This is a genomic window from Pseudonocardia sp. (assembly GCF_050246655.1).
In the GTDB taxonomy this organism is placed as follows: Bacteria; Actinomycetota; Actinomycetes; order Mycobacteriales; family Pseudonocardiaceae; genus Pseudonocardia.
In genome coordinates this window covers 18164-41985 of the sequence record NZ_JBFWVQ010000027.1, presented here as the reverse complement: position 1 = coordinate 41985, position 23822 = coordinate 18164, and the positions used below count along the sequence as shown (strand labels likewise).

General features: G+C 75.0%; 17 protein-coding genes. 7 read left to right on the top strand and 10 right to left on the bottom strand.

From position 1 onward, the window contains the following. Positions 1–10: 10 nt before the first annotated feature. On the bottom strand, positions 11–655 hold the full coding sequence (locus tag AB7J25_RS11765) for a response regulator (protein ID WP_428508095.1): 645 nt from the start codon (positions 653–655) through the stop codon (positions 11–13). A 92-nt stretch (positions 656–747) separates the two neighbouring features. Here AB7J25_RS11765 and AB7J25_RS11760 point away from each other — a divergent pair, with 92 nt between their 5' ends. Then, entirely contained in the window at positions 748–1977 is a 1230-nt protein-coding gene (locus AB7J25_RS11760) for a sensor histidine kinase (RefSeq protein ID WP_428508093.1), read from the top strand. Positions 1978–2881: 904 nt separating this feature from the next. Here the strand turns inward: AB7J25_RS11760 and AB7J25_RS11755 are convergent. The 4 genes from AB7J25_RS11755 to AB7J25_RS11740 all read right to left on the bottom strand — a co-directional run bounded on the left by AB7J25_RS11755 (position 2882) and on the right by AB7J25_RS11740 (position 7933). Next, positions 2882–4087, bottom strand: a complete 1206-nt coding sequence (locus AB7J25_RS11755; RefSeq protein ID WP_428508091.1) for a M23 family metallopeptidase — start codon at positions 4085–4087, stop codon at positions 2882–2884. After that, on the bottom strand, positions 4084–5424 hold the full coding sequence (locus AB7J25_RS11750; RefSeq protein WP_428508089.1) for a M23 family metallopeptidase: 1341 nt from the start codon (positions 5422–5424) through the stop codon (positions 4084–4086). The genes AB7J25_RS11755 and AB7J25_RS11750 overlap by 4 nt, the downstream gene beginning before the upstream one ends. A gap of 116 nt (positions 5425–5540) precedes the next feature. After that, positions 5541–6209, bottom strand: coding sequence for a response regulator transcription factor (locus tag AB7J25_RS11745; RefSeq protein WP_428508087.1), 669 nt, complete (start codon positions 6207–6209; stop codon positions 5541–5543). Then, a complete protein-coding gene (locus tag AB7J25_RS11740; protein ID WP_428508085.1) occupies positions 6197–7933 on the bottom strand; it encodes a sensor histidine kinase in 1737 nt (578 codons plus the stop codon). The genes AB7J25_RS11745 and AB7J25_RS11740 overlap by 13 nt, the downstream gene beginning before the upstream one ends. A gap of 172 nt (positions 7934–8105) precedes the next feature. Here AB7J25_RS11740 and AB7J25_RS11735 point away from each other — a divergent pair, with 172 nt between their 5' ends. Then, the gene (locus tag AB7J25_RS11735) at positions 8106–10277 is read left to right on the top strand and encodes an FUSC family protein (protein ID WP_428508083.1); all 2172 of its coding nucleotides are present in this window, start codon (positions 8106–8108) and stop codon (positions 10275–10277) included. A gap of 9 nt (positions 10278–10286) precedes the next feature. Continuing rightward, positions 10287–13727, top strand: a complete 3441-nt coding sequence (gene lysS, locus AB7J25_RS11730) for a lysine--tRNA ligase (protein WP_428508081.1) — start codon at positions 10287–10289, stop codon at positions 13725–13727. Between the two features lie 792 nt (positions 13728–14519). Here lysS and AB7J25_RS11725 read toward each other — a convergent pair. From AB7J25_RS11725 to AB7J25_RS11715, 3 genes are all read right to left on the bottom strand, one after another. Beyond that, complete coding sequence (locus tag AB7J25_RS11725) at positions 14520–16559, bottom strand: carotenoid oxygenase family protein (RefSeq protein WP_428508079.1); 2040 nt, start codon at positions 16557–16559, stop codon at positions 14520–14522. Between the two features lie 130 nt (positions 16560–16689). Beyond that, positions 16690–17604: a cation diffusion facilitator family transporter gene (locus AB7J25_RS11720; protein WP_428508077.1), complete on the bottom strand. Its 915-nt coding sequence runs from the start codon at positions 17602–17604 to the stop codon at positions 16690–16692. Positions 17605–17678: 74 nt separating this feature from the next. Continuing rightward, entirely contained in the window at positions 17679–17831 is a 153-nt protein-coding gene (locus AB7J25_RS11715) for a hypothetical protein (RefSeq protein ID WP_428508075.1), read from the bottom strand. Positions 17832–17996: 165 nt separating this feature from the next. Here AB7J25_RS11715 and AB7J25_RS11710 point away from each other — a divergent pair, with 165 nt between their 5' ends. Together AB7J25_RS11710 and AB7J25_RS11705 are read left to right on the top strand one after the other, a co-directional pair. After that, complete coding sequence (locus AB7J25_RS11710; RefSeq protein WP_428508073.1) at positions 17997–19757, top strand: sensor histidine kinase; 1761 nt, start codon at positions 17997–17999, stop codon at positions 19755–19757. Next, positions 19745–20392, top strand: a complete 648-nt coding sequence (locus AB7J25_RS11705) for a response regulator (RefSeq protein WP_428508071.1) — start codon at positions 19745–19747, stop codon at positions 20390–20392. The genes AB7J25_RS11710 and AB7J25_RS11705 overlap by 13 nt, the downstream gene beginning before the upstream one ends. A 287-nt stretch (positions 20393–20679) precedes the next feature. Here AB7J25_RS11705 and AB7J25_RS11700 read toward each other — a convergent pair whose 3' ends face one another. Then, positions 20680–20817, bottom strand: coding sequence for a hypothetical protein (locus AB7J25_RS11700; protein ID WP_428508069.1), 138 nt, complete (start codon positions 20815–20817; stop codon positions 20680–20682). 50 nt (positions 20818–20867) lie between these two features. Here AB7J25_RS11700 and AB7J25_RS11695 point away from each other — a divergent pair, with 50 nt between their 5' ends. Next, positions 20868–21560, top strand: a complete 693-nt coding sequence (locus AB7J25_RS11695; protein ID WP_428508067.1) for a hypothetical protein — start codon at positions 20868–20870, stop codon at positions 21558–21560. Then, on the top strand, positions 21557–22957 hold the full coding sequence (locus AB7J25_RS11690) for an amino acid permease (RefSeq protein WP_428508065.1): 1401 nt from the start codon (positions 21557–21559) through the stop codon (positions 22955–22957). Before AB7J25_RS11695 ends, AB7J25_RS11690 begins: the two co-directional genes overlap by 4 nt. Here the strand turns inward: AB7J25_RS11690 and AB7J25_RS11685 are convergent. After that, complete coding sequence (locus tag AB7J25_RS11685; protein ID WP_428508123.1) at positions 22931–23815, bottom strand: DMT family transporter; 885 nt, start codon at positions 23813–23815, stop codon at positions 22931–22933. The two genes, AB7J25_RS11690 and AB7J25_RS11685, sit on opposite strands and share 27 nt — an antisense overlap. Positions 23816–23822 lie beyond the last annotated feature (7 nt).

Here is a 23822-nt window from a genome sequence, read left to right as displayed (position 1 = left end):
AGCGGGTCGGTCATTCGAGAAGGCCCCGGCGCATCGCCTCGGCCACCGCCGCCGCCCGGTCCCCGACACCCAGCTTCTCGTAGAGCCGCTGGGTGTGGGTCTTCACCGTGCTGACGCCGATGACCAGCTCGGCCGCCACCTGCGGGATCGACAGACCCCTGGCGAACGCCGCGAGCACCTGCCGCTCCCGCTCGCTCAGCACGGGTCCGGCCTGCTCGGCCCGCCGCCGGATCTCGCCGGCGAGGCCCGCCGCGAGCTCCGCCGGGACCACCGTCCCGCCGCGAGCCACCTCCAGCACGGCCTGCACGATCTCGCCGCGGCGGGCCTCCTTCGACAGGTAGCCCGCCGCGCCCTCCTGCAGCGCCTGGTAGACGATCGCGCTGTCGGTGAACGCCGACAGCAGCAGCACCCGCGTGGGCAACCCGTCACGCACCACCGCGTGCACCACGCCGACGCCGTCGACACCGGACATCTGGTAGTCCACGAGCGCCACCGCGGGCCGCTCGGCGCGGATCGCCGCGAGCGCCTCGTGGCCGTCCGCCGCCTCGGCGACGACCTCCACCAGGCCGCTGCGGACCAGGCCGCGGCTCACCCCGTCCCGGAAGAACGGGTGGTCGTCGGCGATGACGACCCGCACCCGGGAGCCGGGCATCATGAGCTCCTTCCGGCGTCGGGCACAGCGCTCGCGATCCAGCAGTCGCTCCAGGATAGGGACGCCGCGACGCAGGGGGTACGACGATGGACGGCGTGACGCTCGATCCCGGAAGGGCCGGGCCCGACCCGGCCGGGCTCGACGAGGCCGTGCGTGCGCACACCCGGCGCGGCGTGCGGCTGCAGCTTGTCGTGCGGGCCGTGCTGGTGGTGTTCGTCGGCCTGACGATGACGGTCGTCCCGCCGACCCGGGGTGCCGCCGCTGGCTACGCCCTCGTCGGCGCCTACGCGCTGTGGGCGGTGGGGATCGCGGTGTGGATCCACCGCGGTGGCCGTGCGGCGGAACGCATGGCGTGGCTCGCACTGTTCGTCGACCTCGCCGTGCTCGCCGCGCTGACGCTCGCCACCGGCCTGGAGGCGCAGCAGAGCTGGACCGCGGACGTCCTGATCAACGGTTTCTTCCTGATCCCGGTGCTCGCCGCGACGGATCTGCGGCCGCGCGTCTGCGCCGCCGTCGTCGTCCCGACGGTGCTGGTGTCGCTCGCCGCGAGCATCGCCACCCGGTCCGCCAACGAGGAGCCGTGGGCGTCGATCGCGTTGCACACCCTAGTGCTGGCCGGGGTCGGGACGGCCTGCGTCGGGCTCTCCCGCATCCAGCGCTCGCGGCTCGCGGCGATCAGCGGGCTGCTCGGCGAGCGGACGGCGCTGCTCGACGAACTGGTGCGCACCGAGGAGCGCGAGCGCCGGACGCTGTCCGAGCAGCTGCACGACGGCGCCCTGCAGTACGTCCTCGCCGCCCGCCAGGACCTCGACGAGCTGCGCGATCCCGACCCCCTTCCCGACGCCGTCGAACGCCTGGAGCACGCCCTGGCCGAGTCGTCGCGGCTGCTGCGCTCGACGGTGAGCGAGCTGCACCCGGCCGTCCTGCACCAGGCGGGGCTCGCACGGGCGCTGCGTGACCTGGCGGCGTCGACGCGGGGGGTCGCCGTCGAGGTGGCGCTGCGGGACTGGCCTGCTGACCTGCGCACGTCGCAGGACACGCTGCTGTTCTCCGCCGCCCGCGAGCTGCTCGGCAACGTCACCCGCCACGCCGCCGCCGGGACCGCGCGGGTCGCGCTGGCCCGCGACGGCGCCACCGCGCGCCTGGAGGTCGCCGACGACGGCCGCGGGATCGCCGACGGGGCGCTGGCCGACAGCCTCCGCGACGGGCACATCGGGCTGCGGTCGCACCAGTTGCGGGCGGCCGCCGCGGGGGGCCGCCTCACGCTCGCCCCGGCCGTCCCACACGGCACGGTCGCGACGGTGGAGCTGCCGCTGACGGGCTGAGCTCGCGGTGCGGGCCGGGTCGGCCGGGCCGGGTCGGCCCGGCCCGGCCCGGGCCACCCCCGGTGCCGTGCTGAGCCACCCCTGTGCCGTGCCACCCCCGGTGCCGTGCTGAGCCACCCCCGGTGCCGTGCTGAGCCACCCCCGGTGCGCCGTGGAACACACCCCGCGACGCATGCACACACCGCCCACCCGCCCGGTCGCACACATGCGCGAGCGCCCGCACACACCCCACGACGCCCGCGCACACCGCCCACCGTGTGTGCCAGCACCCCGAGGTCTGTGCCAGCGCCGCGGCGTCGGTGCCAGCACCCGGAGGCACGTGCCGGCACTCGAGCGTGTGTGCCAGCACCCGGACGCGCGAGCACGACGGGCAGACACGGCGACGGGCAGACGCGGCGACGCCCACCCCGAACTGCGCCCCACGCGGTCGCACACATGCGCGAGCGCCCGCACACCCCACGACGCCCGCGCACACCGCCCACCATGTGTGCCAGCACCCCGAGGTCTGTGCCAGCACCCCGAGGTCTGTGCGAGCGCCGCGGCGTCGGTGCCACGCACCCGGAGGCACGTGCCGGCACTCGAGCGTGTGTGCCAGCACCCGGAGGCGCGCACGAGCACGACGGGCAGACACGGCGACGGGCAGACGCGGCGACGCCCACCCCGAACTGCGCCCCACGCGGTCGCACACATGCGCGAGCGGCCGCACACACCCCACGACGCCCGCGCACACCGCCCACCATGTGTGCCAGCGCCGAGAGGTGTGTGCCAGCGCCGAGAGGTGTGTGCCAGCACCCCGGGGTCTCTGCCAGCGCCGCGGGGTGGGTGCCAGCGCCGCGGGGTCTGTGCCAGCGCCGCGGGGTGGGTGCCGGCCACCGCGAGGTCGGGCCCGGCCCGCGGCCAGGTCTCAGCCCCCGAACGTCACGACGGCCTGGTCGAGCACCATCTGGTTCGCGTGGTCGGTGGGCGAGAACCCGGGCAGCGTCGCGAGCGGGATGCCCTCGGCCTCCGCGGCGTCGAACGCCGCGGTGCTCGCGGAGCGCCCGGTCACCGTGAAGGAGTCGATGAGGTACGGCAAGCCCTGGGCCACGATCGCCGACGGCGCGTCCATCACGTGCAGGTGCAGGTGCGGGGCCACCGAGTTGCCGGTGTTGCCGACCAGGCCGAGCACGTCGCCCTTGCGGACGGTGTCGCCCCGCTTCACGCGCACCGACCCCGGCTGCAGGTGGGCGTAGTTGACGTAGAAGCCGTCGCCGATGTCGAGGACGACGAAGTTGCCGTCCGCCTCAGTGATCGGGATGCCCGACGGGTAGGTGCCGGGCACCTGCTCGGACAGGCCGTCCATCGTCTCCACGACCGTGGCGTCCGCGACGGCGAGGGCCTCGTCGCCGAAGATGTGGTAGCTGCGCGGATCGAGGCGGTCCCCGACGTAGATCCGCTGGTCCGCATCCACCTGCTCGTAGTCGATCGCGTAGCGCTGGGCCAGGTAGGACCCCCCGTTGACGGGCAGGATCGCGCGGGTGTGGCGCACCGCGTCGCAGCAGCCGTCCGCGGCGACGTAGCCCTCGCCCTTCAGCGGCGGGCCGAGCACCGGGAGCCGCCGATGCGTCACGGGTGTGGCACCGAGCCGCTCCACCATGGGCGTGCCCGCCACGCTCACGGTCACCTCGTGCACCAGTGACGCCGGCGCCGTCCCGTCCAGCGCGACGTGCAGGAACACCGCCGCGTTCTGGCCGGCGGCGAGCTGGTTGACGTACTGCTTGCCGCTCGTCGGCAGCACCCGGGCGGCCAGGTCGGCACCCGTGAGGGTGTGGATCACCTTCCCGTCCTGGTCGAGCACGTCGACCTTGTCGACGCTCACCGTGCCGGGCGTGTAGTTGGTGAGGATCACCTCGTGGACGAGGTGCGTGCGGCCGTCCTCGCCGGTGAACGGCACCGGCGGGTACAGCACCGAGCCGACCACGGGCGTCAGGACGGGTTCGACGTAGGCGGGCGGGCCCGGCTCCGGCGCTGCGCTCGCCGCGGGCGCCTGCCCGGACGGGGCACATCCCGCGATGAGCACGGCGGCGGCGAGGGCGGCGGCCGGGGCGACCCGACGGACGTGGCGGGTCACGCCGGGAAGTCCACTATCGCCCACGCGAGCGGCAGCTGGTCGGTGTGCGGCTGCGGCTCCCCGCCGAGGGGGAACTGCCCGCTCAGGTAGTCGTCGGCGTCGGCGATCAGCTCCACGTCGAGGTAGCCGCGCAGGGCGAAGCGGTCGATGACGTAGGGCACGCCGTCCGCGCCGAGCGCCGACGGGCCGTCCATCAGCTGGAAGTGCATGTGCGAGGCGTTGGCGTTGCCGGTGTTGCCGAGCTTCGCGATGACCTGTCCCCGGGTGACCGTGTCGCCGGGCTTGACGAGGAGGCTGCCCTTCTCCAGGTGGGCGTAGAAGGCGTACGTGCCGCCGCCGAGGTCCTGGATGATGTGGTTGCCGTCCACGGTCTGCACCGTGATCTGCGGGCCGAGCACGGGGTCGTTGGCCGGCAGCACGCCGGGGCTGTTGGCGTCGAGGGTGTCGAGGATGCTCGTGATCGTGCCGTCCGCGACGGCGATGATCTCCGAGCCGTAGTCGACGTAGCTCTCGTTGCGGGTCCGGTCGCCCTCGTAGAACCGGCCCTGTGCATCGAGCTGCTTCCAGTCGATGGCGAAGCGCTGGCCGTTGACCAGCTCCCCGTTGAGCGGCGCGAGCGAGCTGCGGTGCGGGAAGCCCGGCAGGCAGCAGCCGTTGAGCGCCACCCAGCGCTCACCCTTCACCGGCGGCCCGATCACCCGGGGCGGGCCGGCCGAGGTGGACAGCGGGGCGACGAGGTAGTCGACGGGAGCGGGGGCGCGCACCGCGGGGCTGGGCGCGGCGTCGGCCCACAGGTGGTGGAGCACGGCCCTGGGCACGGCGGCCTGATCGTCCAGTGCGAAGTCGACGAACGCGATCTTCGACGCCTGGGCGGGGATCCCCGCGTCCGTGGTGGGCGCCGACGGGAGCCCGCGCATGCGCTGCACCAGGTCCGGGCCGGAGAAGGACGCGACCACGCGCGACGTGTTCGCCGCGTCCACCACGTCGATGCGGGTGATCGTGGCCGGGACCGCCGAGGCGTTGGTCAGCTCCAGGTCGTAGGCGAGGTGGTACCGGCCGTCCGAGCCGGGGAAGGGCATGACCGCGCTGCTGAGCGGGGTCACGGTGACCGAGGTGTAGGCGTCCGGGACGGTGATCCCGGCCAGCGGGTCCTCGGCCGGGGCGGGCGCGCTCGCCGGGGCGGGTGGCGCGGCGGCAGGCGGGGGTGTCCCTGCGGAGGTGCACGCCGCGAGGAGGAGGGCGCTCGCGGCCACGGTGGCGGCGAGGGCGAGCGGGCGGCGGCGCCGGACGGCGGTGAGAGAGACGGCGGTGACAGAGACGGCGGGCTCGGCTGGCACGGCTGGCACGACCTTTCGGACGGTCACGGCGGGCGGTCTCACGTGCGGGGAGCCGGCCCGGGGCCGCCCGGGTGCGCGGACGAGCGTCCCGGTCGGGGCGAGCGGGGACAAGGGACTCAGGTCCGGTTCTGCCCGCGGGAGAGGTGGCGCACCACGGCCAGCACGCGACGGTGGTCGTCCTCGTCGGGCGGCAGGCCCAGCAGGTCGTAGATGTGCGAGACGTGGCCGACCACGGCCTTCTCCGTGATCGAGAGCCGCCGCGCGATCGCCGCGTTGCTGCGCCCGGAGGCCATGAGCGCGAGCACCTCGTGCTGACGGGGGGTGAGCCGGTCCAGGGCGTCGTCGAACCCGGTGTGGCGGGCCCGGGCGACCACCAGGGTCACCACCTCGGGATCGAGCACGGTCGCACCCGCGCGGATCCGTTCGAGGTCGGCGCAGAAGGTCGAGACGTCCGCGATCCGCTGCTTGAGCAGGTAACCGATCCCGCTCGGGCGCTCCATGAGCAGCTCGAGGGCGTAGCGGCGCTGTACGTGCTGCGAGAGCAGCACGATCGCCGTCCGCGGGCGGGTGCGGTGGATGTGCAGTGCCGCGACCAGCCCCTCGTCGGTGTGCCCCGGCGGCATGCGGATGTCGGTGATCACCAGGTCCGGGTCGCGCTCCTCGGTGTGGCGTACGAGCTCGGCCGCGTCGGCCGCGGTGCCGACGACCTCGTGCCCCGCGTGTTCCAGCACGTGGGTGAGCCCCCGGCGCAGGAGCGCCTCGTCCTCGCCGATCACGATCCGCACGGCAGCTCCACGACGAGCCGGGTCCCGGCTCCCTCGGGGCTCACGACCTCGATCCGCCCGCCGAGGGTGTCGACGCGGTCGGCGAGGCCGCGCAGGCCCGACCCGCCGTGGAGACCCGCGCCGCCGACGCCGTCGTCCCCCACCTCGACGCGCAGGACCGCGCCCTCGTGCCGGACCCGCACGAGGAGCCGCCGCGCCCCGGCGTGCTTGAGCGCGTTCGCGAGCCCCTCCGCGACGACGAAGTACGCGGTGCTCTCGACCGCGGCGGGCAGCGTCCCGTCCCCGACACCCAGGTCCAGCTGCGTCGGCAGCGGGACGCGGTCGACGAGGTCCTCGGTGGCGGCCGCGAGCCCCCGCTCGACGAGCGCCGCGGGCATGACCTCGTGCACGAGGCCGCGCAGCTCCCCGGCCGCGTCGTCGATACCGGCGCGCAGCGCCGTGGCCGCGTCCCTCACCGGGCCGGCGTCGTCGCGCGCGGCGAGCTGCTGGGCCTGCAGCGCGAGCAGGACCAGCCGGACCTGCAGGCCGTCGTGCAGGTCCTGGGCGATCTTGCGGCGTTCCCGGTCGCCCGCCTCCACGATGCGCGCCCGGGAGCGGCGCAGGGCGTCCTCGCCTGCCCGCAGGGCGGCGGTGAGCCGCTCCCGATCGAGCGCGAGCGCCATCACCCGGCCCGCGGAGCGGACCAGCTCGTGCTCGCCGATCACCCCGGCGTCGTAGACGATCGCGCCGACCCGCCTGCCCGCGAGGTCCACCTCGACGGCGGCGCGGTGCGCCCCTTCCCCGGGCAGGGCCAGCGGCGCCCCGGCGGCGTCGACGTAGGTCCCGCGCTCGGGCACCCAGAACACCACCTCGAGCGAGTCGTCGCCCAGGGCGCGGGCCAGCGCCTCACCCAGCGCCGGCCGGTCCGCGCCGGACGCGCCCAGCCAGGCGGCGAGCTCCTCGACCTCACCGGTGCGGGCGAACCCGCCGCGCAGGATCCCGGCCACGAAGGCCACCGGCACCCCGGCGAGCACGACCAGCTGGAGGGTGACGCGGGTCTCCGCGGGCATGGCCACGAGCGATCCGCTCAGCGGGATGAACAGCACGGCCGCGATCCCGTAGCCGTACAGCGGCAGGAGCACCCGCCGCTGCGGGGGATCCGCCCGGCGCAGCCGCCCACCCAGGATCACCGCCGTCGCGACGACGACGGCGGCGCCGCCCAGGCTCTGCACCGTCGCTCCGAGCGCAGCCAGGTCCGGCCGGTCGGCGAGCGCCAGCAGGTCGTGCGGCGGCGGCTCGGGCGTCCACAGGTACTGCGGCGCCTGCAGCACGAGGCTGACCACCCAGCCTGCGGCCACCACGACCCGCGACGGCCCCCCGAGCCGCCCGGTCGGGTAGGCGTGCAGCAGGTGGACGACGACCGCGAGCGGGGCGGTGGCGGCGATCGTCCCGATCACGATCAGCCCGGCCACCGACGTGTTCACCAGACCGGCGACCGTCCAGGCGAGCGCGCCGAGCACGATCAGCGGCCCCATCCGGTTGCTCGGCCTGCGCCACCATGCCACCGCGCCCGCGGCCAGGTAGACCGCCGCGCACAGCGGGAAGCCGAGCTGGGGCCAGCCGTGGCCCGCGTCGAGCACCAGGACGGCCTCGATCCCGATCAGCACCGCGAAGGCCACGACGAGCGCGGCGACGGCGAGCCGCAGCGACCCGCCCATCCGGCTGCGCTCGCCGCGAGCAGACATGCGCCGAGGATGGCAGCCGCGGGCCGGCCCGCCCAGGGATCCAGGTCCTGAGTGCAGCCATCGATCGCCGGGGTGCCGAGCGGCGTCGATCAGTGTCGATCAGTGTCGATCAGTGTCGATCATGGACACCGGCCACGGCGTGCGCCACGGTGGGTCTCGCCAGGGGGGTGCCATGACCGACGTGCTCGCCGGGGTGTGGGCCGCGCTGCGGCGGCGCGACCCTGACCTCGCCGCAGTGCGCCGGGCCGCCCGCGTGACGGTCGCGAGCAGCGTGGCGTTCCTCGGCGCCCGGTTCCTGGTGAGCGACCAGACCGTCGCGCTCTACGCGGTGTTCGGGGCCATCGCGCTCGGGGTGCTCTCCGACGTCACCGGGTCGCCCCGGGAGCGCACCCGCCTGATGCTCGCAGCGCTGCCCGTGGGGCTCGCCCTGGTCGCCCTCGGGACGGCGCTGGCCGGGAACGTGTGGGCCGCCGCGGCCGGGATGCTCGTGGTCGGCTTCGTCGTCGCGTACACGTCCGTGGCGGGGCCGCGGGTGGCGGGCGTCGCGAACGGCCTGCACCTGTCCTACATCCTCGCCTGCTTCCCGCCCTACGACCCGGCCTCCCTGCCCGCGCGGCTCGCCGGGCTGACGCTCGGCGTGCTCGTGCTCGTCGTCGCGGACCGGGTGCTGTGGCCCGCCCCCACACCCCGCGGGTTCCCGGACCGGCTCGCGGAGGCGGTGGAGTCGCTCCAGCCCCGCTTCGACGCCGCCGCGGCAGGCCTGCCGCCCCCGCCGGACCCCCATCCCGAGCTGCGTCTGAGCCGCGTCCCGATCGCGGAGCGTCCGGTGGGTCCGGGCGTGCGCGACCGCAGCCTGACGATCGCGGCGGCGGCGCTGCGCGCCGTCTCGGCACGGTTGACGCGGCTCACGGCGCTGCCGGGCGGTCCGCTGCAGCCCGTCATCAGGGACCTGCTCGCCGCCGTCGCGGACGCACTGCGGGCCCTCCCGCCCGCGTTGCGCGGCACCGGGCCGCCACCCGAGCTCGACCCGCTGGAGGCGCGGCTCGACGCGTTCCTCGCGATGCGGGTCGAGGCGATCACCACGGACGCGGCCGCCGTCGCCCAGCGGGACCTGCGGCGGGGCACGGGCGCGGTGATGATCGCCCACGCGACCCGCATCCTCGTCGTCGCCGTCCGGGCCGCCACCGGCGCCCCGACCCCGCAGGCCGTCCTGCGCGGCGAGATCGCACCCGCCACGTTCACCTACCTGACGATCTCCCCCGCCCAGCGGTGGTGGCGGCGCCTGCGCGTGCACCTGAACGTGCACTCGGTGCACTTCCAGAACGCCGCGCGCCTTGGCGTCGGGCTCGCCGCGGCGCGGGTGGTGGCCGAGCTGCCCATCGTGAGCCACGGGTTCTGGGTGCTGCTCGCGACGCTCACGCTGATGCGCACCTCGCTGGTCACGAGCCGGGCGGCGCTGCGGCCCGCGTTCGTGGGGGTCCTGGTGGGGGCGATCGCCGCGGGCGTGCTCGTCACCGTCGTCGGCGTGCACACCGACGTGTACGTGTGGACGCTGCCACTGATCATGCTCGCCGGGCTGGCGGCCGGCCCCCTGCTCGGGCCCGCCGCCGGGCAGGCCGGGTTCACCGTGCTGGTCACGGTGCTGTTCGCCCAGCTCGCGCCTTCGACGTGGCGGCTGGCCGAGACCCGCCTGCTCGACGTCGTGCTCGGCGGGCTGATCGGCGCGCTCATCGGTGCGGCGGTGTGGCCGCGGGGTGGGGCCGGTGAGCTGCGCCGCACCGCGGCGGACGTGCTGCGCTCGGGGGCGCACGACGTCCTGCGGACCGTCACGCTCCTCGTCGGGCGGCCCGAGCCCGACGTCCCCTCGCAGACGACGCGCCTGCTGGTGCTGCTCGACGCCACGCACGCCCAGTACCGCACCGAGGCACACCCTGGATCGGGCTCCCAGGTGGACTGGCTCACGGTGCTCGGCATCGCCCACCGGTTCGTCGACGAGTCCGACCTGCTGCTGGGCCGCCGCCAGCAGCCCGGGCCCGTGCCGTGGCCCGACGTCGCCGCGACGCTCACCGCCACCGCGCGGGACATGGCCCGCGACCTCCACGCGGTCGCGGACGCGCTCGAGACGGTCACCGTCCCCGGCCCCGGCTCCACGGCGCCGCCCGCGGAGCACCCGCCGGCCGCGCCGTACTGGCAGGATCCCCAGGACGCGCTGCGGGTGATCGACGCCTGGGGCTGGCTGTACGTGCTCGCGGGTGATCTGGACCGGCTGCGCGGAGCCGTCGATCCGGAGCCGGATCCCGACGACCCGGCCGGACGGCTGTTCGGCACGGTCGGTCGAACCTAGAGTGACCCGGTGACCGCTGATCACCGGGGGGACGGGCGGGCGCCACGCCTGCGTGAGGTCGAGGACGTGCGGGGGCGCCCTGCCGGGCACTACCCGTACCGGTATCCCACCGACCACTCCGTGGCACTGATCCGCGAGGCGCACGACGGGCTCGCGGCGGACACCGTGACCGACGACCGGGTCCGTATCGCGGGCCGCCTGACGCTCGTGCGCCGCCACGGTGGGCTGACGTTCGCGCAGCTGCGCGACCGGACCGGCGACATCCAGCTGTTCGTCGACACCGCGGTCGTCGGCGAGGAGGTGCACCGCGACTTCGACGCCTGCGAGCGCGGGGACTGGGTGGGCGTCGAGGGCGTCGTGATGACGACGCGCCGGGGCGAGCTGTCGGTGCGCGTCGGGTCGTTCGCGGAACTCGCGAAGGCGCTGCTGCCGCAGCCGGACAAGCACCTCGGGCTCACCGACGTCGAGACCCGCTACCGGCAGCGCTACGTCGACCTGGAGGCCAACGCGCGCACCCGGGAGATCTTCCGGATCCGCCACGCCGCCGTCCGCGCCGTCCGCCACCACCTGGAGGAGCAGGGGTTCACCGAGGTGGAGGGCCCGGTGCTGCAGAGCATCCAGGGCGGGGCGTCGGCGCGCCCGTTCGTCACCCACCACAACGCGCTCGACATCGACATGTACCTGCGGATCGCGCTGGAGCTGCACCTCAAGCGGCTGATCGTGGGCGGCATGGAGCGGGTGTTCGAGATCGGGCGGGTGTTCCGCAACGAGGGAGTGGACACCCGGCACAACCCCGAGTTCACGATGCTCGAGGCGTACCAGGCCTACGCCGACTACCACGACATGATGGACCTGACCGAGGGGATGATCGCGCGGTGCGTCCGCGACGCCCTCGGCGGGCGCACGACGGTCCGCTACGGCGGCCACGAGATCGACCTGACGACGCCGTTCCCGCGCAAGCGCTTCGCCGAGATGATCGAGGAGAAGACCGGCGCCGTCATGCATCCGGCGATGCCGGTCGACGAGGCCCGCGCCGTGCTGGACCGGCTGAAGCTGCCCTACGAGCGCAGCTGGGGCGCCGGGCGGCTGATGAAGGAGGTCTACGACGAGCTGGTCCAGCACGACGTCGTCGGGCCGGTGTTCTGCATCGACTACCCGCGCGAGGTCTCGCCGCTGGCCCGCGTGCACCGCGACGACCCCGCGTACGTGGAACGATTCGAGCTGATCGTCGCCGGGTTCGAGCTGTGCAACGCCTACTCCGAGCAGAACGACCCGGCGCAGCAGCTCGCCGCGTTCGAGGCCGAGGCGCGGGCCAAGGCGGGCGGCGACCCCGAGGCTGGCGACGTCGACCTGGACTACATCCGGGCGCTGGAGCACGGGATGCCGTGCACCGGCGGGCTCGGCATCGGCATCGACCGGCTGGTGATGCTCCTGGCCGGGGCGGAGTCGATCCGCGAGGTGATCCTCTTCCCGACGCTGCGCCCCGAGTTCACCCTGCCCCCTGGCGGCGGGCCCAGCAGCGCGCCGCGCCCGGTGCTGCCGCCGACGCCGTCGGTGCCCGCGGTCGACGGGCGTGCCGCCACGGCCGGGGCGACGGTCACCGACATCGGTGCGGCGCCCTCGGTCGCCGCCGGGGTCGGGCCGGTCGTCGTGGCCCCGCCCGCGCACCCGGAGCGCTCGCGCTGGCCGGTGCGCCTGCTCGCCACGCTGACCGGGCTCGGCGGGGTACTGCAGCTCCTGGCCCTGCTGCCCGGGGTGCACCCGCGGGTGGAGCCCGCGGTGGTCGACTTCGGCCCCCTCTGGTTCGGCGTCGCCGGGCACGTCGTGTCGGTGATCGTGGGCCTGCTGCTCATCCAGCTCGCAGACCAGCTCGCCAAGCACAAGCGCGCGGCCTGGCGGGTGGCCGTGGCGCTGTTCGCCGTCGGCGCCGTCGCGCACCTGGTCAAGGGCCCGCACCCGGTCGCGGTCGTCTACTGCGTCGGGATGGTGATCGCGCTGGTGGCGATGCGGGACCGCTTCGCCGCCCCGGTCGATCCGCCGTCGCTGCTGCGGCTGGCCCGATTCGTGCCCGTCTACCTCGTCGCCGTCTTCGCGTTCGGGCTGATCAGCCTCTACCTGGAACGCCGCTCGCTCTCCCCCGAGCTGACCTTCGGCGGGGCGCTGGTCACGGTGCTCGGCGGGCTGGTCGGCGTGGACGGCCCGTACGTCTACGAGCACCGGTTCTTCGCGCTGTTCTTCCCCGCCGCGCTGCTCGCGCTCGGGATCACCGGGCTCGTCGTGTTCGCGATCCTGCTCTACCGCCCGCTGGCCGCCCGCCACCCGCACACCGCAGCGGACTGGCAGCGCGCCGAGGACCTCGTGCACCGCCACGGCTGGGACACCCTGGCCTACTTCGCGCTGCGCGACGACAAGAGCTTCTTCTTCTCCTCGGACGGCTCCTCCGACGGCTCCCCCGACGGTTCGGCGATGCTCGCCTACACCTACCTCGGCGGCTACGCGCTGGTCTCGGGCGACCCGATCGGCGCGCGCGCGGCCATCCCGCGGCTGCTCGACGAGTTCCTCGCCATGTGCGACCAGCGGGCCTGGAACCCGGCCTTCCTCGCCATCCGGGAGGCCGACATGCCGCTCTACGCCGCGCGCGGGTTCCGCGAGCTCTACCTCGGCGACGAGGCGATCATCCGCTGCGACCGGTTCACCCTGGACGGCTCGGCGCACAAGCAGCTGCGGGCGGCCGTCCGCAGGGTCGGGCGGCGCTACTCGTTCCAGCTCGTCACCGAGTCCAACGCGCCGGCGACCCTGGTCGACCAGCTCAACGCGATCAGCGCCCGCTGGCGCGGCAAGGCCCCCGAGCGCGGGTTCACGATGTCGCTCTCGCAGGATGTGCGCGGCGAGGGGGCGAACCCGGAGTTCCTGCTCTGCGTCGCGCTCGACCCGGAGGGCAGGCCCGGCGGATTCCTGCGGCTGGTACCCGCCTACGGCGCCGACGGCGTCGGCTTCGGCTACACCCTCGACCTCATGCGCCACGACCCGGACGCGCCCAACGGCATGACGGAGTTCCTCATCGCGTCCACCGCTACGGCGCTGCGCGAGCGCGGAGTGGTGCGGCTGTCCATGAACTTCGCCGTGTGGGGGAGGCTGTTCGCCGACGACATCCCGTTCACGTGGACGCAGCGGCAGGCGCGGCGCGTGGTGTCGGCGCTCAACCCGTTCTTCCAGATCAAGTCGCTGCGCGACTTCAACGCCAAGTTCGACCCCGAGTGGCTGCCGCGGGTGCTCGCCTTCCGCCGCCGCAGCGACCTCGCCCGGGTCGGGCTGCTCTACGCGGGGGCGGAGGGCTTCCTCGCGATCCCGGGGATCGGCGAGCTTCTGGTGCCCAAGGCCGTCGGCGGGGTGACGTCGCCGTCCGCGCCGCCGGCAGCGGGCGCGGCGGGCGGCGCGCGCATCGCCTGAGCGCCGTGCCCGGTTCGGTGGGCCGGCGCCGGCGCCGGTGCGGTGGGGCCCGGCCCTGGCGGGGCGGCGCGAGTCCCGGCCGAGCCGCGCAAGGCCGCCCAAGCCGCGCGGGAGCCGCCTGCCGAGCGGGGGCCCGGCCCCGGCTGGGCAGCGCGAGTCCCGGCCGAGCCGCGCAAGGCCCGGCCGGCGCGGCGCGAGTCCCGGCCGGCGCGGCGCGAGTCCCACCCGAGAGCCGCGAGCCCACCCGAGAGCCGCGCGAACGGCACGTACGGGAAGTAGGTGTTCCCATTCGGGCCGTTCGCGGCTGCTGGGCCGCCCGCCACACCCGCGCGCTCCGGCAGGACGGGCCGGTCGGCGCGCGCAGCGCGGTCACCTGCTCTCCGGCGTGGTGATCCCCGCCGGCGTACGCCGCGACGGGCGGCAGGATGGCGTTGACGGCGACGGTGCCCGTGGTGGTGGGGTGGTCGGCGTCGGGCCTTCACCCTGTCGCGCAGGGGTTCCCTGCACCTCGCAGGGCTCCGACACGCCTCGCAGACGCTGCAGGCCCTGCGAAGCGCGCGCCACCTCTGCGAGGAACCCCGGCAGGCCCCGCGAACCGCGCGCCACCCCTGCGAAGAACCCCGGCAGGCCCCGCGAACCGCGCGCCACCCCTGCGAAGAACCCCGGCAGGCCCCGCGAACCGCGCGCCACCCCTGCGACGAACCCCGGTCAGGCCCCGCGAACCGCGCCACCCCTGCGAAGAACCCCCCACACCCCACGAACCGGCGCACCACCCCTGCGAGGCCGGGACGCCTACTCCTGCGTCGGCAACCACGCCCCGTGCAGCCCCAGCGGCACCCGCGTCGGGATGCGCACGCGCGCGACCGGCCCGGACGCCGGGTCCCCAGCGGGGATGACGAGGAACCAGCTCACGTCGTCGCGGCGGTCCGTGGCGAAGGTGACCCACCAGCCGTGGCTCTCGTCGGGGTCGCCCGGCCGCGGGACGAACACGGGCTCGCCGACGGCGAACTCCGGGGCGTCCCAGCGCGTCACGGAGCCGGTGCGCGCGTCGAGCCACAGGACGGCGTCGTGGTCGCCCGCGACGGGCTTCTGGTTCCCCGTGGTGGCACCGACGGCGATCGTGCCGTGCGGGGTGCCGATGCGGCGGTCGTCGACCCGGGGGAACTCCACCCCCGCGGTGTCGGCGAGCCAGTCCCTCGTCAGCGAACCGCGCGCGGGGTCGATCCGTGCGCGGGCCAGACCCCCGCGGACCGGGGCGTCGCTCGCGCGGCTGAAGCCGGTCGGGCGGGTCCACTGCACGAAGTCCAGCACCACCGGGGCGTCCGGGTCGTCCCCGTCGTCGTAGGCGTTGGCGCTGTGCCAGGTCCAGAACGCCTCGTCGCGCGCCCACCGGATCGGCCCGCCGTCGCGCGGGATGAGCGCGATCCGGGTGCCGTCCTCCGGCTTCCATTTCAGCATCGAGCCGCCCGCGACGGCCGCGGCCATATCGAAGTAGAACGGGGCGAGCACCACGACGAGGAAGCGCCGGGTGAGCGCCATGTCGTGGATCATGATCGGTGCGTCGACCCCCTCGACCACGGTGGGCAGGCGGGTCGGGACGCCGTCCGGGCCGATCATGGACCAGGTGAGGAACGGCGCCTCCAGCCCGTAGCAGAACACCGCCATCTCGCCGGTCTCCGGATCGACCTTCGGATGCGCGGTCATCCCCGCGGGCAGCGCACCGCCGAACGTCTCCCGCCCGATCGTCGCCAGCTCGGGTGTCAGCGCGAACGGCGGCGCGGCCTCGGCGAGGGCCAGCAGCCGGCCGCCGTGGCGCACGACGTTGATGTCGGGCATCTCCCGGAACGTGCCGGCGAGGTCGGGCCCGACCTGCGAGGCGTCCGGCAGGTAGCCGGTCGCGAACCCGCCCCACAGCGCCTTGCCGGCCTTCTCCTCGGCCATGAGCGCCGGCGTGCGGACGAACCGGTTGGCGTAGCGGGCGCGCCCGTCGCTCACCCACAGCCCGTGCACCATCCCGTCACCCTCGATCGGGTACAGGTAGGAGCCGAGCGGGGTGAAGCGCGGGTTGGGGCCGTTGCGCAGGTAGAGCCCGTCCATCTCGGACGGCAGCTCGCCGACCACCTCCAGGTCCGCGGCCTGGCTCTCGGTGCGCACCGGGGCGAACACGCCGCTCAGGTGCGGGTCGGAGGCCTCGTCCACGGGAGCGGGCGGCTGCGGGCGGACGCTGTCGGGGTAGCGGTTGGTGAACACCACCGCGCCGACGAGCAGCACGATCGGCAGCACCCAGTTGAACAGCCAGGACGGCCCGCCGGCGAGGACGGCGAGATCGCACAGCGCCGTGAGCGCGAAGGCGGCGCCCCACACCGCGGTGATCACCCGGTTGACCCGCTTGAACCGCGGGCTGCCCCAGAACATCCGCGGCACCTGCTGGCGGGCGTAGTACTCGGTGAACGGCCTGCCCGCGGCGAGCGACCCGAACGCCACGAGCGCCAGGACCAGTGCGGACAGGAACTGGGCCCGATCCTCCACCCACTGCAGGGAGGACCGGTCCAGCACGAGCGCGAGCAGGGTGAGGACGGCGAAGAACGCCACCCCCGCCGCGGTGAGGACGTTGATCTCGCGGGTGCGCCGGTACTCGGGCACGGCCTGGACGACGCTGATCACCAGCGCGATGCCGGACGCCCACGCCCACGTCGACGGGCCGGAGACGACCGCGAACACGATCCACGGCAGGAAGCCGAGGAACACGTTGCCCGTCCGGGCCGTCCGCGGCGTGTCCCCCGCCTGCCCACCCGTGTCGCCTGCCGTCCGACCCGCCGTCCGCTCGGCCATCGCCGCCCCCGTTCCCGCTTGATCCGGACGCTACCGAGCAACGGACGCCCCGTCGGCAGCCGAACGGCTGCAGGAGACAGGGCCGTTCGGCCCGCCGGGCACCCCGGTCGGTGACGGCGGCGGCCCGTTCTCAGGCCACCCAGCGGCGGTCCGCGGTGAACCCCACCGACATCGACAGGCGGTGCCCCAGTGGGGTGAGCCGCTCCCAGAGCTGCTCGCGCACCCCGTCGAAGGCCGTCACGTCGCGGGCCCGGGAGTCCTCGGCCACGACGAAGTCGACCTCCACGTCCAGCCGCCCGCCCACCTTGGACGCCCGCAGGAACGTCTCGGCGAACCCGTACTCCGCCGCGACCGCGGCCACCTGCGCCCGCAGCGGGTCGAGCACGGCCGGGTCCGGCGCCATCGCGAGCACCTCCCGGAACCCGCCGCGGACCATCCGCAGCGGCACCCACAGGTAGATCGCGCAGATGATCGCGACCATCGCCGGGTCCACGAGCCGGGCGAGGTCGTCGCGCCCCGTGCGCTGCAGCACGAACGCCAGCGCGAAGCCTGCGAGGACCCCGAAGCTGAGCAGGGTGTCGCCGGTCCATTCGGCGGACTCCGCCCGCAGGATGTCCGAGCCCTCCCGGGCGCGGCGGCGCAGGTAGATCGACACCACCACGCCGCCCGTCGTCGCGAGCACCGCGTAGAGCAGCGCCCATCCCGTGGCGATCTCCCGGCCGCCGCGCAGCAGCACCCCGATGGCCTCGACCAGCGCGTACACGCACAGCGCCGCGAGCGCCGCCGCCTTCATCACGACGGTGACCGGCTCCCACGCCTCCCGGCCCCACGGGTAGCGGTCGTCCGCACCGCGCCGGGCCGTGCGCAGCGCCACCACCGCACCCAGGGTGAGCACGACGCTCGCGCACGAGTACAGGCCGTCGAACACGATCGCCGACGACCCCACCGCGAGCCCCCAGACCAGCGAGACCGCCGCGAAGCCCGCCGAGACCCACATCGACACCCACAGCGCCCGGTCGTCAGGGGAGCGCGTCCGTCGTGACATGGGCACATCGTGCCGCGTCGCCGATCACGACCCCGCTCGTGGCCACGGGGGCAGCGTGTCCGCCCAGAGGATCGTCACAGCGCCGACGACGGCACGGCGACCTCGCAGCGCTCGTAGGCCTTGATCAGCGCGCCCGGGCTCCGGCTCGGGAGGCCGCCCGACCCGCATCCGGTGACCAGCAGCGCCAGCGCGACGACCACCACCGCCGCCGCACGCGCGTCGACCACCGAGTCGCCTGTTCGACGGCCATCGCGCACCCCCTGCACACCGTAGGCCACCGGAGCGGGCGGGCGGCGGGAACAGCTTCGCGTGGCGCCCGTCGCGCCGCCAGTGAGCTGACTCCCCGCCGATACTGGACGCAGGTCCTCCCGGTGGTGGACCATCCGGGCCCCATGGGCACCCCCGACCGGACGCCCCCGTCGCCCGCACGGACGCTCGACCCGGCGCTGGGCCTCGTCGCGCTGCTCGTGATCGGGATGGCCGGTACGGAGATCTCGCTGTTCGCCGCCGCGGGGGTGACGCCGCTGTGGGTGTTCGTGAGCTGCGCCGCCGTGGCCGTCGGATACGTGGCCGCCGGGATCCTGGCCTGGCGGCGCAGGCCGGGCAACCTCACCGGTGCGCTGCTGTGCCTGTGCGGCGTCACGCTGCTCGCGGCGGCGGCGGGCAACACCGGCGTACCCGCCTTGGTCGCGGTCGGCTACCTCGCCGCGGATCTGCCCATCGCGGTGCTGCTGCACCTGCTGCTCGCGTTCCCGTCGGGCCGGCTGCCGGACCGGGCCAGCCGGGTCCTGGCCACCGCCGCGTACGTGGTGGCGGTCGGCGCCCAGATCCCCCAGCTCCTGGCCGGTGGTGATCCGACCCTGCCCGCCCCCGTCGTCGCCGCGGTCCGGCCCGACCTCGTGGCGGCGGCGAACGGCGTGCAGAGCGCGGCCGGAATGGTCGTCCTGGTGACCTCCGCCGTGGTGCTGGTGTCGCGTCTGCGCGCGGCGGACCGGGCGCAGCGCCGCACCCTCGCCGCGGTCTGCGGGTACGGGACGTTCACCATCCTGTTCCTCGTCGCCAGCGCGAACCTGGCGCCAGCGCTCGGCCTCGGACCGATCGGGCTGTTCGCCGCCCAGCTCGCGGTGGTAGCGGGCGTGCCGTTCGCGTTCCTCGCGGGGGTGATGCGCGGCGGCTTCGCCCGCACCGGCGAGATCGGCGAGCTCGGCGCCTGGCTCGGCACCGGCGACGGGGGGCGCCCGCACCTGCGCGAGGCGCTCGGCAGCACCCTCGGCGACCCCTCCCTGGAGCTGCTGTTCTGGCTGCCGGAGCTGCAGACGCACGTCGACGCCGCGGGCACGCCCGTCGCGCTGCCGCGCCCGGGGTCGGGCCGGGCCGCGGTCGAGGTGGTGCTGGGCGGCGAGACCGTCGGCGCCATCGCCTACGACGCGACGCTGCACGCCGATCCCGAGATCGTGCGCGCGGCCGGCCGCGTCGTCGCGCTGGCGATCGAGCGGGAACGGCTCACCGTGCAGCTGCTCGCCGGGCGGGAGGCGCTGCGCGAGTCCCGCGCGCGGATCGTCACGTCCGCCGACCGCGAACGCAGGCGGATCGCCCGGGACCTGCACGACGGCCTGCAGGCCCGGCTCGTCGTCCTCGCCCTGCAGGCCGGGCGGATCGCCACGGACCGCGCGACACCCGCCGGCGTGCGCAGCGATCTCGCGACGCTCGGCGAGGACCTGGAGGGCGCCATCGCGGAGCTGCCCGGCCTCGTGCACGGCATCATGCCCGCGCTGCTGCTCGAACGGGGGCTGGTGGCCGCGATCGAGGACCTCACTCTGCGCGCCCCGCTGCGCACCCACCTCGACCTGCCCGAAGTCGGCTTCACGCTGCCCCGGCCGGTCGAGCACACCGGCTACTTCGTGGTGGCCGAGGCGCTCACCAACGTCGTCAAGCACGCGTGTGCCACCGTCGTGCGGGTGCGGGTGGCCCGCCGCGACGGGATCCTGCACCTGGAGGTCGGCGACGACGGCGTCGGCGGGGCCCGGCCGGGCGGCGGCTCCGGGCTGCGGGGGATCGCGGACCGGGTGGACGTGCTCGGCGGCCGGTTGGCGGTCGACAGCCGCCCCGGTGAGGGCACCCGGCTGGTGGTGGAGCTGCCGTGCGGATCGTGATCGCGGACGACGAGGCGCTGCTGCGCGAGGGTCTCGCGCTGCTGCTCGAGGGCGCAGGGCACGAGATCGTCGGATCGGCGGGGGCGGCGCCCGAGCTCGTCCGGATCGTCGCGGACACGGCGCCCGACCTCGTCGTCACCGACATCCGGATGCCCCCCGGGCGCGCCGACGACGGCCTGCACGCGGCGATCACGATCCGGCGCGCGGCGCCGGGGACGGCCGTGGTCGTGCTCTCCCAGTACGTCCAGCGCCGCTACGCCCAGGAGCTGCTCGACACCGGCTCGTCCGGGGTGGGCTACCTGCTCAAGCAACGGGTGGCGAACGCCGCGAGCTTCTGCCGCGACGTGGCGCGGGTCGGCGAGGGTGGCACTGCGCTGGACCCCGAGGTCGTCGCGGCGATGTTCGACGCGGCCCGCCACGACGACACCGCGCTGGACCGGCTCACCGCGCGGCAGGGCGAGGTGCTGGCCCTCATCGCCGAGGGCCGTTCGAACGCCGCCATCGCGCGTAGCCTGCGCATCACGGAGAAGGCGGTCGTGCACCACGTGTCGCTCATCTACGACCAGCTGGGGCTCGCCCCGCACGGGGACGACCACCGCCGCGTGCTCGCCGTGGCCCGCTACCTCGCCCGTTAGACCGTTCGGCTCAGCCCGTCGGGTCCGGGTCCAGTAGCACGACGCGACCCAGGTCTCTTGGCCCCGCTCCCACGCGGTCGTGACGATCTCCCCATGGAACAGCCGGGCACACGGGACGGGCGGGTGCGCGGCGGGCGGGTCCGCCGGGTGCCCGCACCCGCGCCTCGCACCCGCGCGTCGACTCCCGGCAGGCCGGATCCCGGCGGCCCCCCGGACCCGCCGCGCGGCGACGACACCGACCGCGCGGGCCACAGCGCCGTCCGCCGGCCGAGGGCCCCCTGACCGGCTCACGCGGCGCGGGCGTCGGCGATCCGGCGGGTCGGGCGTCCGACCGGCACCATCGCGAGCAGCCAGCACAGGATCGCCGCGTGCCGGGACACCGGCGCCACCGGGATGGCGACGGCGAACGCGCCGGCCGGCCGCACGCCCGGAGCGCTTCGGCAGGGCCGGCCGCGGCTCCAACCGGGCGGGTCGCATGACGGACCGCATCCGGCCCGGCCGGTGGCGGGCCGACCCGGCGATGATCCGTTCGGGCGCTGGCCCCCGGCTCCCGGACGCCCCTATCGTGATCAGCCAGCCGCGACCGGAGGGCGCCGTGGAGGAGCAGAGCACCGGGGAGGGCGCCGGGTCCGGCGTCGAGGACGGCCGCGCGGGGCAGGGCAGCGGGACGACGAGCACCGGGACGACGGGCACCGGGACGACGCGCGCTGAGGGGCGCGGCGTCGTCGCGTTCGTCGCGCTCGGGGTGGCCGGCGCGGCGCTCGCCGTCGTCCTGGTGCTGGTGTCGTGGGCGTCGCACGAACGCTCGGAGCCGGGAGCAGGGTCCTTCGCCCAGGTCGAAGGGGCGTTCACCACGGCGGGGCTCACCGTCTGCAGCACGTCGGTCGCCGCGGACCCGCTCGCCCCCGGGGCCCTGGCGAGCCGCACGTACGTCCTCGCCCCGGCCGGTACGGGGTGCGCGAGCGACACCGCGACCGTCGTCGTGGACCAGTTCGAGACCGCGTCGGACCGCGATGCCGCCGCCCGCAGGTTCGAGGTCCTGAACCGCCCCCGCGGCAGCGGCGCTGTGTGGACACTGGGCGACACGACCGTCTCCGTGCGCGGCTCCGGCGACTCGACGGTGCAGGCGGCCCTCGCCCCCGCCCTGCAGGCAGTGGGCGCCCGGTGACCGCCAAGCTCGGGATCCTCGCCCTGGCGATGATCAACGTCGCGTCGATCGTCAGCGCCCGCAACCTGCCGGTGATGGCCGAGTACGGCTGGGCGATGCTGCTGCTGTTCGCGCTGTCGGTGCTGGTGTTCCTGGTGCCGATCTCGATGGCGGCGGCCGAGCTGGGCACGGCGTGGCCGCGCGAGGGCGGCGTCTACGCCTGGGTCAAGCAGGCCTTCGGCGGGCGCGCCGGCTTCCTCGCGGTGTGGTGCGACTACGCGGAGAACATCGCCTGGTTCCCGACGGTGCTGTCGTTCATCGCGGCGTCGCTGGCATACGCGATCGACCCCCGCCTGGCGAACGACAACGTGTTCCTGGTGTCCGTGATGCTGACGTTCTTCTGGGGCACCACCCTCGCGAGCCTCGGCGGGGTGCGGGCGTCGTCGGCGATCGGTTCGATCGGGACGGTGGCGGGCTCGATCCTTCCCGCCGTGCTCGTCGTCGTCCTCGGTGCGGCCTACCTCGCGCAGGGCAACCCGTCACAGATCCCGTTCTCGGCGGGGGCGCTGGTCCCCGACCTGGCATGGGGCAACCTCGCGTTCCTCGGCGGGATCATCCTGCTGTTCACCGGCATGGAGATGGCGGGCTTCCACGCGCGCGAGACCCGCGATCCCGGCCGCGTCGTGCCCCGGGCGATCCTGCTCGCGGTGGTGATCACCGTGGCGTTCTCGGTGCTCGGGTCGCTGTTCATGGCGTTCGTGCTGCCGCAGCAGGAGATCAGCCTCGTCTCCGGCACGATGGAGCTGTTCTCGAGCGTGCTGGCGAAGCTCTCGCTGGAGTGGCTGCTCGCCCCGCTCGCGCTGATCGTGGCGCTCGGCGGGGTCGCGCACCTCGCGCCGTGGATCCTCGGCCCGGCCAAGGGCGTGGCCGCCGTGGCCAAGGAGGGGCTCGCCCCGGCCCGGTTCGCCCGCGTCAACCGCCACGACGTCCCGGTGCCGCTCCTGGTCGTGCAGGGCGTGGGGGGCTCGATCTTCGCGCTGCTGTTCCTGTTCGTGCCGAGCGTGAGCACCTCGTACTGGATGCTGTCGGCGGTCACCGCGCAGATCATCATCGTGATGTACGCGCTGATGTTCGCGTCGGTGATCCAGCTGCGCTACACCGAGCCGGACACCCCGCGGCCCTACCGCATCCCCGGCGGCCTGCCGGGTGTGTGGCTGGTCGGCGGGATCGGCCTGGTGGGGTGCGTGTTCTCGTTCGTGCTCGGGTTCGTGCCGCCCAGCCAGCTCAAGACCGGCGACACCGCGGTCTACGTGCTGCTGCTCGCGCTGGCCGTCGTGGTGCTGTCGCTGCCGCCGTTCGTGCAGGCGTTCCTCACCCGCCGCGCCGAATCCTCACCCGGCGTGGAGACCCTCGCCTGAGGGTGCCGCCTCCCGCGCGGTGGCGCGGGCGAGCGCCACCGTGGCCGTCACCGCGAGCCCGACGGCCAGCGCGATCACCAGCCACTCCACGCCGTCGGCCTGCAGCTGCTCGCCCAGCACCGTGAGCCCGATCGCGACACCGACCACCGGCTCGCCGACCGTGATCGCGGGCAGCGACGCGGCCAGGTCGCCTGCCTGGAAGGCGGACTGCTGCAGCAGCGTCCCGCTGACGGCGACGACCGCGAGCGCGTAGGTCTCCCAGGTGGCGAGCAGCCGGAGGATCCCGCCGTCCAGCTCGGTGACCACGCCCTTGGTGAGCGCCGCGGTGATCCCGTAGAGCACCCCGGTGGCGACGGCGAGCAGGAACGCCCGGACGGTGCCGCGGCGCTGCCTCTTCGACACCGCAGCGCCCACCAGGCAGGCCACGAGCACCGCGCCGAGGACGGCCGCCGTCGGCAGCCACGCCTCGAGCGGAGCCCGGTCCGCACCCGCCGTGGGTTCCCCCACCGCGACGAACACGGCGAGCGAGGCGGCGAGCAGCACCGCCCACGCCCGGTCCGCGGGCCGCAGTGCCCGCCCGGACCAGCGGGCCCCGAGCGGGAGCGCGAAGAGCAGCGTGGTCACCAGCAGCGGCTGCACCAGCACCAACGACCCGACGGCGAGCGCCGCAGCCTGCGCGACGTAGCCACCGACGTCGCTCAGCGTGCCGATCCACCACCACGGCCTGCGCACGAGCACGCGGATGAGCCCGAGCCCGCCCGCGACGTCGTCGGGCACCTCGGCGGCGGTGTTCTGCTGCACGGCGGAGGCGATCGCGAACAGCAACGCCGCGAGTAGGGCGAGTCCTGCCGCGATCATCGTCACG

Bases quoted from the DNA above. Each gene is read 5' to 3' on its own strand.
- AB7J25_RS11765 (WP_428508095.1), bottom strand. From the start codon at position 655: ATGATGCCCGGCTCCCGGGTGCGGGTCGTCATCGCCGACGACCACCCG.
- AB7J25_RS11740 (WP_428508085.1), bottom strand. From the start codon at position 7,933: ATGTCTGCTCGCGGCGAGCGCAGCCGGATGGGCGGGTCGCTGCGGCTC.
- AB7J25_RS11735 (WP_428508083.1), top strand. From the start codon at position 8,106: ATGACCGACGTGCTCGCCGGGGTGTGGGCCGCGCTGCGGCGGCGCGAC.
- AB7J25_RS11725 (WP_428508079.1), bottom strand. From the start codon at position 16,559: ATGGCCGAGCGGACGGCGGGTCGGACGGCAGGCGACACGGGTGGGCAG.
- AB7J25_RS11720 (WP_428508077.1), bottom strand. From the start codon at position 17,604: ATGTCACGACGGACGCGCTCCCCTGACGACCGGGCGCTGTGGGTGTCG.
- AB7J25_RS11710 (WP_428508073.1), top strand. From the start codon at position 17,997: ATGGGCACCCCCGACCGGACGCCCCCGTCGCCCGCACGGACGCTCGAC.
- AB7J25_RS11695 (WP_428508067.1), top strand. From the start codon at position 20,868: ATGACGGACCGCATCCGGCCCGGCCGGTGGCGGGCCGACCCGGCGATG.
- AB7J25_RS11685 (WP_428508123.1), bottom strand. From the start codon at position 23,815: ATGATCGCGGCAGGACTCGCCCTACTCGCGGCGTTGCTGTTCGCGATC.